The organism is Flavobacterium sp. W21_SRS_FM6 (assembly GCF_052119645.1).
Lineage (GTDB): Bacteria > Pseudomonadota > Gammaproteobacteria > Enterobacterales > Alteromonadaceae > Paraglaciecola.
The window spans coordinates 178,621-191,577 of the sequence record NZ_JBGQOM010000009.1; the positions used below are offsets into that span (position 1 = coordinate 178,621).

Below are 12,957 nucleotides of genomic sequence, written 5' to 3' on the forward strand. Positions count from 1 at the left end.
GTTTTGCGACTATTGTTGGTTAAACGCGAGAGCACTAGCTAAGGCTTGTTTGACCGGCTCTATGCCAGTACCGCCCAAAATGCTGCGTTTATTGACCAAATACTCAAGTTGCAAAATTTCATAGACATCGTCTTCAATTAACGCTGAATATTCCTTGAGCTCAGGCAAGCTGAGTTCTTCAATGGCTTTTTTCTGAGCAAGCGCAGCCAGTACTACTTGGCCAGAAATATCATGAGCGGTTCTAAAGGGGATCCCTTTACCCACTAAATAATCAGCCAGTTCAGTGGCGTTGGCATAGCCTTCACGGGCCGCTTTAGCACAGCGTTCTTTATCAAGTTTGATGGTGTCGATGACTTCACTGGCGATACATAAACAAATATGCCATTGTGTCATTGCGTCAAACAGGCCTTCTTTGTCTTCTTGCATGTCTTTGTTGTAGGCCAAAGGTAAGCCTTTCATGGTCACCAACATAGCTTGCAAGCTACCAAATACCCGACCACATTTACCGCGAATGAGCTCTAGGGCATCAGGATTTTTCTTTTGTGGCATTAAGGATGAACCAGAGGTGACTTGGTCACCTAAGGTGATAAAACCTGCTTCGCCGGTGTTAAAGAAGATCAAATCTTCTGCCATGCGCGACAAGTGCATCATGCTGGTGCTGGCAGCAAATAAGGTTTCTAACACGTAGTCGCGATCAGAAACCGCATCTAAGCTGTTTAAACATGGGCTGTCGAAGCCCAACTGCGTGGCTATTTCTTGACGATCAATAGGGTACACCGTACCGGCTAAAGCACCACTGCCTAGGGGGCATTGGTTTAAACGCACGTTTAAATCGTGTAATCGACTTAAATCACGTTTGAACATCTCTACATAGGCTAAACACCAGTGAGGATACCGAACGGGTTGCGCACGTTGTAAATGGGTATAACCCGGTAGAATAACGTCAAGATTCTTATTTGCGGTACTGAGTAAAGACTGAATAACGTGTCGTAAATCTTGACTAAGTAGCTCGACATGTTCACGGCACCACAAACGAAAATCGGTGGCCACTTGGTCATTACGACTGCGGCCGGTGTGGAGTTTACGTGCGACGTCACCTAACTGTTCAATCAGGGTGGCTTCAACAAAGCTATGTATGTCTTCTTCACTACTTGCATCAAAATCAAGCTCGCCAGCGTCAGCTTTAACCAACAAGGCGTTTAAGGCTGTTTCGAGTTGAGCTTGCTCGTCTTGCGTTATTACGCCAGCTTTACAAATGGCACGAGACCATACAATCGAGCCACGAATGTCTTGGCTTGCCAAGGCACGATCAAAGGGAAACGAATCGTTTACCCGTCTGAACATGGCGCTGCTGCCATCTTGAAATCGACCACCCCATAAACTCATTAGGCTTTACCTTCTTCTTTAAGGGCGCGAGCCTTTTGGTTTAAGGTGCTGATACGGCTCGATAAACTGTATAAGCGAATAAACCCTTCAGCATGGCTTTGATCGTATACGTCATCGGCACCAAAGGTGGCAAAGTCTTCAGAATACAAGCTATTGGGTGAACGACGTTGTACCACTGTGGCTTGACCTTTATACAATTTCACCACGATGTCGCCAGTCACTTTCTTAGCGAAGCTGGCAGCGCCCGCTAATAGGGCATCATTTAAGGGGGTGAACCAACGACCGTCGTACATAACGTGTGAAAATTCTAAGCCAATTTGCTCACGATATTTAAGGGCGGCTTTGTCGAGGACTAAGGTTTCTAGGGCTTTGTAAGCGGCAACGATTACTGTGCCTCCTGGCGTTTCATAACAACCACGAGACTTCATGCCTACTAAACGGTTTTCAACGATGTCGATACGGCCTACACCATGCGCTCCAGCAATGGTATTTAATTTCATTACTGCTTCATAAGGTGACAATGCTTCACCGTTAACGGCAATGAGTTTACCTGCATCAAAACTTAACATGACTCGCTCTGCTTGATCAGGCGCATCTTCTGGATCAGTCGTTAATGTCCAAACCCCTTTACTTGGCTCACACCAAGGATCTTCAAGCTCACCACCTTCATGACTAATGTGCCACGCGTTAGCGTCACGGCTGTAAATCTTGGTGGCAGAGGCTGAGGTTTTAATGTCACGCTCGGCTAAGTAAGCGAGTAAGTCTTCACGTGAGACCATGTCCCACTCGCGCCAAGGCGCAATAACCGTTAATTCAGGGGCTAAGGCCGCAAAGGTGCCTTCAAAACGGACTTGGTCGTTACCTTTACCGGTACAACCGTGGCATAACGCATCAGCCCCGACTTTTAGCGCGATTTCAACTTGAGCTTTGGCGATAATAGGACGTGCCATAGATGTACCAAGTAAGTATTCACCTTCGTATACGGCACCCGTTGTAATGGTGGGGAATACGTAGTCAGCGATGAACTCTTCTTTTAAATCAACGATGTAACACTCACTTGCGCCGGTTTTTAGGGCTTTTTCACGCAAACCGATAAGCTCTTCTTCGCCTTGACCTACGTCTGCGGCAAAGGCGATAACTTCACAACCCTCGTAATTTTCTTTTAACCAAGGAATGATTGCTGAGGTATCTAAACCACCTGAATAGGCGAGTACTACTTTTTTAATTTGTTTTTTAGCCATGTTGTTTGTTCCTGCTGTAAGTCGTTTTCTAAATGTGATGAGGTTTAGTTAGCTGGTGTAAAATTAGCAGCCAGTAATTGTACTAATATTGCATTTTGCCCATGCATGCGGTTTTCAGCTTGTTGCATGAGTAAAGATTTGTCGCCATCGATAAGGCTGCCACTGATTTCTACATCGCGATGAGCGGGTTGGCAATGCATCGCATAGTCAGCGCCTGTTAATTCCATCAAGGCTTCATCGATTTTATAGGGGTCAAAGACTTCTTTGATTTGTGCCAGTGGGGTAGTGTCGCCCATAGAAATCCATGTGTCGGTGTATAGAACATGGGCGCCTATGGCAGCCTTTATATCGGTGCTGACGGTTAATTTCCCGCCGAATTGCGCTGCACGTTGCTCGGTCAGCGTTATGATTTCTGCATCAACTTCGTAGCCTTTTGGCGTGATCACGATAACTTCACAACCTAAAGCCACACCCACTAACATAAGTGAATGGGTAACGTTATTGCCATCACCAATATAAGCTAATTTTACCTTGCTTAGGTCCTCATAGCGCTCACTGATGGTTAAATAATCAGCAACTGCCTGACAAGGATGATATTTATCGCATAGGGCATTAATAACCGGAACATCTGCTGATTCTGCCAACTCTTCTAAGGTTGAATGAGCAAAAACTCGCGCCACAATAGCATCAGCCCAACAGGCTAGATTTGCGCCCATGTCTTTTACATCTTCACGTCCGGCCAATTTATTTGACTGGCTGTCTAGGTAGACTAAATGGCCGCCTAGTTTGTTAATGCCAATGTCAAAACTGACGCGGGTACGCAGTGAGGGCTTTTCAAATAACGCTACGATCGATAGGCCGTCTAAGGCTTTACGGTAGCCTTTAGGATTTGCTTTTATGGTGCGTGCTAAGGTAAGTAACTGCTCTAATTGTGTTTTATCCCAATCCTTCAGAGTCAATAAATCCTGTTTCATTAATCTGCCTTTAACCTTTATTGTTGTGGTTGAATTGCGCTTGGCGCAGGTGAAATTTGCGTACCAACTGGTTCGTTGTGCAAAAAGCCTAACAGTTTAGGCGCAGATTTCCAGCTTGCTATGGTGACACTGCGGCCCAAACTTTGCGCCGCGGTCAAAGCAGCTTGCACTTTAACAACCATGCCGTCACGAATGACACCCTCTTCAATCAAGGCATCAATCTCCTTTTTATTTAATTTTTCGATTAAGGTTCGGTTGGCATCTAATACCCCAGGGACATCCGATAAGAGAATGAGTTCCGCTTTTAGTAATTGGGCAATGACGGTAGCAGCTTGGTCAGCATTCACATTGAGTAAGCGCCCCTCAGGATCCGCGCCAATAGAACTGATAATGGGTAACATGTCGTTGCTAACCAATAATTGTAGCAAGTGGGCATTGCCCGCTACCACTGAGCCTACTCGGCCCAATTCGGGACTTAATACTGAGCCAATACATATTTTTCCGTCGGCTAAACTCAAACCCACTGGATTTAAGCCTGCTTTTATAGCTAAGCCGCAAAGTTGCTTATTGGCAGTGCCAGCAAGAGCGCCGGTAATAAAGGGCATTTGTTCTTCTGGCGTGACCCGTAAACCATTGACTTTATTGCTACGTAAATTAAGTGCGGCTAAGAGTTCTTCGACCATGGGACCACCACCATGAACAAGCACCACGCACACTTCTTCTTGCAACTTCTTAATCGTATCAAGCAAAGCTAAAGCAAGCTCGTCGGCTTGCATAAATGCACCGCCTACTTTTATGACTATGGTTTTCATGGCGTTAACCTACTAAATCCAAATGACTTTCAAATCCAAAACGCAAGTTTGCGCATTGAACAGCTTGAGAAGCGGCGCCTTTTAATAAATTGTCAATGGCACTACCAACGACCAGATAACCGCTTTGCTCATCATACTTCCAAAATAAGTCACAAAAAGGACTATGCGCTACATCGTCTATTTTTGGCCATGAATCACGTAAACGAACAATAGGATTACTGGCATAAGCCAGTTGGTAAGCTTGATTGATTTGTTCTGCGCTTACGGCTGCTTTTACTTTGACAGTAATTGTGGCGAGTATGCCCCGTTTAAAATTTCCCAAGTGAGGCGTGAAAATAACTTCATTGCCCAAATAAGTGGCGATTTCAGGTTGATGTCTGTGACCTAGCACGCCGTAAGCTTGAAGGCTCACTTCGGTAAAACTACTATTCAAGGCCGCTTTGCGACCCGCGCCAGAAACGCCAGACACCGCATTTATAATGGGGCGGTGATGTATATCAAGCAATCCAGCCTCTTGTAGCGGTTTTAAAGCGGTGAGTGAAGCAGTGGGGTAACAGCCCGGCACGGCAACCACACTTGCGGTTTTGATTGCGTCTTGATGCCAATCTGCCAAACCATAAACAGCCTGCTCCAGCCAATGCGCTTGGGTGTTTTCAAAACCGTAATATTGCGCAAACACAGCAGTATTTTTTAGACGAAAGGCGCCTGATAGATCCATGACCACAGCTTTTTTCCCGGCTAACTTGTCCATCCATTCATGGCTCGCTTCGTGGGGCGTCGCTAGAAAAATAACGTCCATTTCGTTAGCTAATAACCCCATGTCTGCGTCTTTTAACGGCTGTAAAGCCAGATCAATACGGCCGTATAAAAAGCCATGCAAGTCACCGAGCTGTTTGTGCGCGTCGAGACTTTTTTCTGATACATATAAGGCACTGAGTTCGAATTGGCTGTGCTGCTGCAGTAATAAAGCGAGTTCTGCGCCGGTATAACCGCTCGCGCCGATAATACAAGTTTTCAACATTTAATAATCTCTTCTTACGAACAAGGTAACAAAAACAAAAAAATCACTCCTTACCTTTAAGTATTAACCTCAAAGGTAAAGAGTGTGCTATACGCATCAGACGTCGACTATCGTCGATACAACTTGCTGGCGAAGCTAGGCAGGGAAATAGTTGATGAAATGAACATTACCATATTCGTTATGAAACCAAATTGAGCTAAAGTATGGTTTATAGACCAAAGGGGCATAAACCGCATTGACAGTAGAATGCCATATGCGGGATAGTTATGCAATAAAAGTGAATAAATATATATGCAGAGGCTTATGCAACATTCTTCTTTCTTAGAACACTATCGACAAATCATTCAAACCCCTTCAATAAGTGCATTTGATGAAAAAATAGACATGTCAAATCGAGCGATTATTGACTTGTTAGCAAGCTGGTTAGCAGATTTTGGTTTTTCAATAAATATTCAAACTGTACCTGGTACCAATAATAAGTTTAATATGCTTGCTCAAATAGGGTCTGGTGAGGGTGGCTTATTACTTTGCGGCCACTCTGATACCGTTCCTTTTGATGAAGGTCGTTGGCAATCTGACCCTTTTTCATTAACGCAAAGAGATGGAAAAATTTACGGTTTAGGCACTTGTGATATGAAAGGTTTTTTTGCCTTCATCTTAGAAGCATTAAAAGAGGTTGATTTAAAAAAGCTAAATAAACCGCTGTATATACTTGCTAGTGCTGATGAAGAAACCTCTATGGCGGGCGCGCGCTTTTTTGCCGATCAGCAATTAATAAAACCTGATATGGCAATTATCGGCGAGCCTACTGAGCTTATTCCGATCTATAAGCACAAGGGCCATATCGCGCAAAGCTTAAACATAGAAGGAAAGGCAGGGCATTCTAGTGATCCTGCCAAAGGCGTTAACGCCATTGAGATCATGTATCGAGCGATTGGGCAATTAATGGCTCTACAAGAGACTCTAAAGCAGAAATATCACGATGATGCGTTTAGCGTTCCACACGTAACAATGAATTTAGGGCATATCCACGGTGGTGATGGTGAAAACCGTATTTGTGGTCAGTGCCTCCTCAATTTTGATTTACGCGCAGTCCCTGAATTAAGTGATGAAGAAGCATTGGCGATGATAGATGCCGCTCTTGCGCCAGTGCGCAAGCAGTTTCCAAATCGACTGAGTTTAGACTTAATGTACCCCACAGCACCTGCATTTGCGTGTAAAGATGAGCAAAACATTATTGCACTAGCAGAAAAATTAACAGGTAAAACAGCGAAAAGTGCGAACTACGCGACCGAAGCCCCCTTTATTAATTTGCTTGGTTGCGATACTTTGGTGTTAGGACCTGGCAGTATTGACCAAGCTCATCAACCAGATGAGTTTATGCACTTAGACTATGTTGAGCCTACAGTAAATTTATTGCAGAAATTTATACATCAAGTATGTATAAACAAGTAGTTCACTCAAATAGGTTTTTTCTCTTGCTAGGATAGCTATTGATAAATGAAACATGGCCTAAAAGCGTGAATGAAAATATTGAGCCTCAATTAGATAACTTAACGGGACGGTCTGACCATGATTTCGAGGCAAACTCCCGAGCGGGCTTGTTTGTTTACATTGTGGCTTGGACTGTCATGCTTTTCGGTACTGGCTTTTATCAGCAGCAGCCGCTACTAAGTCTGCAACTTTCCATCGTTTTAGTGACGATTACCTTATTTCGTCTATGCCACATTCTTTTGCACCAATATGTCTACTTCAAGCTGCCCAAAAGATGGATGCTATTGCATTATGGATTGCTGCTCACTCATGGTGCTTTTTGGTCAGTGTTGTTCACCTTGGCGATAATTGATGAGCGCTTTAGTGTTTTGTTATTAGCACTGGTGATGTTTATCGCTATTATTGCCGGTGGCGCCGTGGCGAGTTTTAGAGCTAAGTTTCTGGTGCCGCAACTTTATGTCGCTATTATGCTTGTACCGGCCATGATCTCTAGCATGCTAAAACCCGAGTTAAACGGGATCTGTTGGATCATCATGCTGCACTGGTTTTTCTTAATCTCATTTGGCTACCGCTTAAATAAAGACTACCGCAACGCTTATAAACAAGAGCTGGATTTACAAGTTCAAAAACAAAACCTTGATTTGTTGAGTAAGACAGATTCATTAACCAAAATTTATAATCGTCAATATTTTACTGATTGCTTTGAGTATCAATGGAAATTAGCCATTAGAAACGAATCTGTCATTGCGCTGTTGATGATTGATGTCGATGATTTTAGAGGCATAAGTTTAAAACATGGCCCGGTGTTCGGAGACAAATGTCTAGTGCACGTCGCTGACATTATTCGAGATAGTGTTAAGCGCGTCACAGATTTGGTGGTGCGCTATGGTGGAGAGCAATTTGTGGTGATATTAACCGAAACCCAAGCTGATGTAGCGCAGAAGTTAGCTGAGCAGATTCGGCAAAATATACTGTCGAAGGACTTTGTACACGCTGACCATACTCAATTTTTAAGTGCCACCATTGGGGTTGGTGTTATCAAACCGAAACAATTTTCATCCTCTACTTTACTGATTCAAAAAGCCGAAATTGCTCTTTACCAAGCCAAGGTAAAAGGCCAAAATCGGGTAGAAGTCATGTAATTCAATGTTTATTAATTGTCATTTTTATAAGGGTTAGCGTGAGTATGCAAAAAACCATCGCTCTAGTGGCACACGATCATAAAAAGCCTGATTTAGTTAGCTGGGCATTGCAGCATAAAAGTGAGCTGAGTAAACATAAATTGGTAGCAACGGGCACAACTGGTGGCTTGATTGCCCAAGAATTAGGGTTAGATGTACATCGTTATAAAAGCGGTCCCTTAGGGGGAGACCAGCAAATTGGCGCCTTGATTGCTGAAAATAGACTCGACTGCTTAGTATTTTTTTGGGATCCCCTCAATCCTGCTCCCCATGATCCAGATGTGAAAGCCTTGTTACGCTTGTGCTCAGTCTGGAATATTCCGGTCGCATGCAATACCTCAACCGCTGATATGTTAATTACTTCTCCCTTGTTCATCGATGGAGAATATCAACGCTTGTTGCCAAACTTGTAACGTGTTGACTTAACCGTAGTGAATACCACTTGTTACGTTTGAAGAGTCACTTCGGCTAGGGCTTTGTGTAAAGCTTGTGTAAATGTGCCTCTGCACTCACTTGCAGCTGGGTTATAGTAACACTCGGTTTATCAACATCAATCCGCTAGGATAAAGCACGAATTACATGAAAAATAAGCAGCTACTTCTCATCGATGACGATATTGAATTTACCGCTCTACTAGTTCAATACCTCAAACCGCAAGGATACGAAATTGACGTTTGCCATGACGGCGAATCGGGTTTACTCAGAGCGACGTCTAATAAAAAATATGACTTAATTTTATTAGACGTGATGTTGCCGCGTATCGATGGCTTTGAAGTATTAAAAAAGCTGCGTAGTAGTCATCACACGCCAGTATTAATGCTGACAGCCAAGGGGGATGATTTTGATAAAATCTTTGGCTTGGAGTTGGGCGCCGACGACTATTTACCTAAACCGTTTAACCATCGAGAGTTATCTGCCCGAATTAAAGCTATCGTCAGACGTATGGAACTGCTGCCCAGTACTAGCATGCATCAAACCTTAACGCTGGATGATGTCATCATCTCCCCGTCAAACCAAATGGTAAGTTGTAACGACAGTGTTTTGGAGCTAACCGGCACTGAGTTTTCGATATTGCATTTATTAATGCTCAATCATGGAAACTTGGTTAGTAAACAGGATTTAAGTGAAAAGGTATTGGGCAGAAAGTTAGCCGCTTTTGATCGCAGTGTTGATATGCATGTTAGCAACATTAGGCGGAAGTTAAGTCACAAAAATGCAGATGAAAAAATTAAAACTCACCGCGGTGCCGGTTATATTTATATGGTTAAAAAATGAAATTCTTATCTCATTTTAATCCCGCTAACCACCTGTATATCAAGTTGTTTTTATGGTTTTGGATCGTCACCGTTATTATGATGAGTGGGTCCATGTGGATCATGAAACAATTAAGTGATGAGGTGCGATTTAGCCCAATGCGCTCAGCGGATGTCAGTGAGCTCAATTATTACACTCAAATTTTGCAAGATAGATTGCACCAGCAAGTCAATATGGAAAGCATAGATAACGTGGTTTTGCACATGGGCAAGCGAAATCAAATCGGTTTAGTGCTGGTGGATGTTGCGGATGGCCGTGTTATTAGCTCTTTACCCCCTCGTATGGGAATAAATGAACATGCCTTTTTAAAACTCGCGCCCTCTACCTCACCCATCAGTGTCGATATAGGCTTAGGTAGTTTTGTGGGGCCAAGTTCGATTATTTACTCGGGCAAAAACTACTTATTGTTTGTGGGAAGGCTCGCCCCCCCAGAGTTTATGGGCAGAGTAAAGCGCCAGCATCCGGAATTTATTTTTGCCATTGCGCTGTCGATAAGCGCGTTACTGTGCTTTTGGTTTGCACGTTCATTAGTCAACCCCATAAAACAATTGCAGGATGCCAGTAAGCAAATGGCGACAGGAAATTTAGCCATTCGAGTTGGTAGTGCGAGCAAGCGCCGGGATGAAATAGGGCGTTTAGGCCGTGATTTTAATTTTATGTCAGAGCAAGTTGAGCGTTTGATGGGCAGTCAAAAACGCTTGCTTGCCGATATTTCACATGAGCTACGCTCACCCTTAGCGCGTTTACAATTATCGATCGGCATTTTACAACAACAATGTGAAGAGGATGAGGCTGAGCGCATAGAAAAGGATGTATTACTGTCGTCAATTACGCGCATTGAAAAAGAAGCCGCGCAAATCGATAAAATGATAGCTCAGGTGCTTACTTTGTCTCGTTTAGACAACCCTCAGTCATTGCTGCACAAAAGCATAGTGGATATTCAGTCATTACTGGTGCCCCTTATTAGTGACGCTCGATTTGAGGCGCAGGAACAAAATAAGCACATCATTTTTGATTCGGCGCAGCACTGTTATTTAGATGGCGATGGCCAAATGTTAACCAGTGCAATCGAAAATGTGCTCAGAAACGCCATCAATTATGCCAGCAATATCATCGAGGTCTCTCTGGTTCATCAAGACTCTTGGTTGACTATAGACATAAGGGATGATGGAAAAGGCATTGAACAAGAGCAATTGAGTCGGATTTTTGAGCCTTTCTATCGTGAATCGTTGGCTCGGGACAGAGCATCGGGTGGGGTAGGCTTGGGGTTGGCGATTGCCCACCAAGCGATACTTCAACATCAAGGTAAGATCCGAGCGGTAAATTTACCCAATGGAGGACTAAGCGTCACGATTTCCTTGCCCACAGTCAATGACGAAGCGCTAACCTAAATCAATGGCGCTTACCCGTGATTTTCGTTAACGTAGCTTTACATTTAAACAGCTTGTGAATATTTATAAAGTAAGCAGGATTTTACGTCAGCAAAGGGGCCGAGATGCTTGTCAGTAAGTTAATGACTCAACCTATAGTCAGTGTTGGGCTTGATGATACGTTAAAAGTAGTAAAACATATTTTTGAAAACGCTAAGTTTCATCATTTACTTGTGGTTGAAGACGGGGTGCTATTCGGGGTGTTATCTGACCGAGATTTGTTAAAAGCTTTAAGCCCCTTTATTGGCACCCCTAGAGAAACACCCCATGACACTGTTACCCTAAATCGTAAAGTGCATCAAATAATGACTCGTAAACCGATTACCTTGTTACCGAATGCCGATGTACATACTGCTATCAGTATTTTTAATCGCTATAATATTTCATGTATTCCGATTGTAAATGAAGACGGTAAACCCGTTGGTATTGTAAGTTGGCGCGATATTTTGCGTTCAATTGAAAACAGTTATATGAAAAAGCAGAGTAAAAAGCCGCACTAATAATTTGAGTAAAAGCATCGTCAGTTTACGTCTCACTTGATACCATAGTTGCTTAATACCTAGGCCTTTTTACCCTGATGACTGATTCTTTTTTATTAAGCTCAGATGAGCGACTCACCAAAACGTACATCGACCTTATCCAACCTTTTTGGCAAAAGCATGTTCAACATGGGCAGGTTATTACCCATGACAAGCTGAGTCTCGCCTATGCGTGGGTTAAACACCCCAATGCCATTGGTTCAATTGTTATTTCGTCAGGCCGTATCGAAGCCTATGTAAAATATAAGGAGGTGATGTATGACCTCTATCAAAATGGCTACTCGGTTTTTATTCATGATCATCGCGGCCAAGGATTGTCTGACCGGATGACGGCCAATCCACATATGGGTTACGTTGATGACTTTGGTGACTACGTTGCTGATCTTGATCTGTTTATACAGCAAATCGTCTTACCCAATAGTCAAGAAAAACCGCACTTGTTATGTCATTCTATGGGCAGTGCAATAGGGGCTTTGTATTGCATGCATCATCCAGGACAGATTAAATCCGCGGTATTTATGGCGCCTATGTTTGGTATCAGGCCTGCTTTACCCAGTTGGCTTGCAAGTTTGTTAGTGACTGTTCACGTTGGATTTAATCGTTTGTTAGGAAGGCCGCATGGCTATTTCATTGGGCAAAAAAATTATGTTAGTCATGGCTTTAAAAACAACAGACTGACAAGCAGTGAAGTCCGTTATGCGCTCTTTCGACAAGAATATGCTGACCTACCCGAGGTGCAATTAGGCGGCGTAACAGGGCATTGGTTGCATGCCGCTGGTAAGGCGATGGACACCATTGAACATAAAGCAGAGAAATTTTGCACTCCTAGTCTTGCTATCCAGGCTGGTGATGATCAGGTGGTAGATAATGCCCGGCAACGTCGAGTCGTGGCTAAATTACGTACCTGTAAATTGCACACTATTGTAAATGCACAACACGAAATTTTAATGGAGCGAGATGTGTATCGTCGACCAGCTCTGCGAGCAGCTTTAACTTTTTTCGCTGAACATCACTAAGTCTTTAGGGATTGAGTGAAAAAGTTGGATCGCAAATTACATGCTAAATTCGGATTTTTTAACTAATTAAGAGTCAGCTACTAGATGTTAGATATTGTATTGTACCAACCTGAAATACCACCCAACACCGGTAATATTATCCGTTTATGTGCCAATACCGGATTTAACCTGCATTTGATTGAACCACTAGGCTTTGATTGGGACGATAAAAAAGTGCGCCGTGCGGGATTGGATTACCATGAATTTGCTAAAGTACAGCGTTACGCTGATCTATCCGCATACGTTAGCGCTCGTCAGCCCTCTCGCATTTTTGCTTGTACCACCAAAGGTAAGGCCTATTTTGCTGACACTAAGTTTGAAAAAGGCGATGCTTTGCTGTTTGGTCCTGAAACACGTGGCTTACCCATGGATATCATTGAGTCCTTGCCTGCGGAACAGCGTCTTCGCATCCCCATGTTACCAGAGAGTCGCAGTATGAACTTATCAAATGCAGTATCAGTATTTGTGTATGAAGCGTGGCGTCAATTAGACTTTGCTGGAGCGGTCTAA

At 43.4% G+C, this 12,957-nt stretch carries 13 protein-coding genes; 8 read left to right on the plus strand and 5 right to left on the minus strand.

Annotated elements, in window-relative coordinates; all coding sequences use genetic code 11:
* Positions 1-9: 9 nt before the first annotated feature.
* From argH to argC, 5 genes are read right to left on the minus strand one after another with little or no spacing between them, the layout of a single operon-like run.
* A complete protein-coding gene (gene argH / locus ACEN2L_RS15535; protein WP_441745024.1) occupies positions 10-1,386 on the minus strand; it encodes an argininosuccinate lyase in 1,377 nt (458 codons plus the stop codon).
* Complete coding sequence (locus ACEN2L_RS15540) at positions 1,386-2,627, minus strand: argininosuccinate synthase (protein ID WP_441745026.1); 1,242 nt, start codon at positions 2,625-2,627, stop codon at positions 1,386-1,388. The genes argH and ACEN2L_RS15540 overlap by 1 nt, the downstream gene beginning before the upstream one ends.
* A gap of 44 nt (positions 2,628-2,671) precedes the next feature.
* Positions 2,672-3,601, minus strand: a complete 930-nt coding sequence (locus ACEN2L_RS15545; RefSeq protein WP_441745028.1) for an ornithine carbamoyltransferase — start codon at positions 3,599-3,601, stop codon at positions 2,672-2,674.
* 17 nt (positions 3,602-3,618) lie between these two features.
* Entirely contained in the window at positions 3,619-4,413 is a 795-nt protein-coding gene (gene argB, locus ACEN2L_RS15550; protein ID WP_306023938.1) for an acetylglutamate kinase, read from the minus strand.
* 4 nt (positions 4,414-4,417) lie between these two features.
* The gene (gene argC, locus ACEN2L_RS15555; protein ID WP_441745030.1) at positions 4,418-5,434 is read right to left on the minus strand and encodes an N-acetyl-gamma-glutamyl-phosphate reductase; all 1,017 of its coding nucleotides are present in this window, start codon (positions 5,432-5,434) and stop codon (positions 4,418-4,420) included.
* A 303-nt stretch (positions 5,435-5,737) separates the two neighbouring features.
* On the opposite strand from argC, the gene argE reads away from it, so the two are divergent.
* The 8 genes from argE (at position 5,738) to trmL (ending at position 12,957) form a co-directional block, all read left to right on the plus strand.
* Positions 5,738-6,889 carry an acetylornithine deacetylase gene (gene argE / locus ACEN2L_RS15560; protein ID WP_441745032.1) on the plus strand — a complete coding sequence of 384 codons (1,152 nt, stop codon included), beginning with the start codon at positions 5,738-5,740 and terminating at the stop codon, positions 6,887-6,889.
* 38 nt (positions 6,890-6,927) lie between these two features.
* Positions 6,928-8,070, plus strand: a complete 1,143-nt coding sequence (locus ACEN2L_RS15565) for a GGDEF domain-containing protein (RefSeq protein WP_441745034.1) — start codon at positions 6,928-6,930, stop codon at positions 8,068-8,070.
* A gap of 44 nt (positions 8,071-8,114) precedes the next feature.
* Positions 8,115-8,522 (plus strand): methylglyoxal synthase, encoded by a 408-nt coding sequence (locus ACEN2L_RS15570; RefSeq protein ID WP_306023942.1) that lies wholly within the window; start codon positions 8,115-8,117, stop codon positions 8,520-8,522.
* Between the two features lie 166 nt (positions 8,523-8,688).
* Positions 8,689-9,384, plus strand: a complete 696-nt coding sequence (locus ACEN2L_RS15575) for a response regulator (RefSeq protein ID WP_441745036.1) — start codon at positions 8,689-8,691, stop codon at positions 9,382-9,384.
* Positions 9,381-10,814: an ATP-binding protein gene (locus tag ACEN2L_RS15580; protein ID WP_441745038.1), complete on the plus strand. Its 1,434-nt coding sequence runs from the start codon at positions 9,381-9,383 to the stop codon at positions 10,812-10,814. Before ACEN2L_RS15575 ends, ACEN2L_RS15580 begins: the two co-directional genes overlap by 4 nt.
* Positions 10,815-10,936: 122 nt before the next feature.
* Positions 10,937-11,353: a CBS domain-containing protein gene (locus tag ACEN2L_RS15585; protein WP_441745040.1), complete on the plus strand. Its 417-nt coding sequence runs from the start codon at positions 10,937-10,939 to the stop codon at positions 11,351-11,353.
* A gap of 77 nt (positions 11,354-11,430) precedes the next feature.
* Positions 11,431-12,408, plus strand: coding sequence for an alpha/beta fold hydrolase (locus tag ACEN2L_RS15590; RefSeq protein WP_441745042.1), 978 nt, complete (start codon positions 11,431-11,433; stop codon positions 12,406-12,408).
* Positions 12,409-12,492: 84 nt separating this feature from the next.
* Positions 12,493-12,957, plus strand: a complete 465-nt coding sequence (gene trmL / locus ACEN2L_RS15595) for a tRNA (uridine(34)/cytosine(34)/5-carboxymethylaminomethyluridine(34)-2'-O)-methyltransferase TrmL (RefSeq protein WP_441745044.1) — start codon at positions 12,493-12,495, stop codon at positions 12,955-12,957.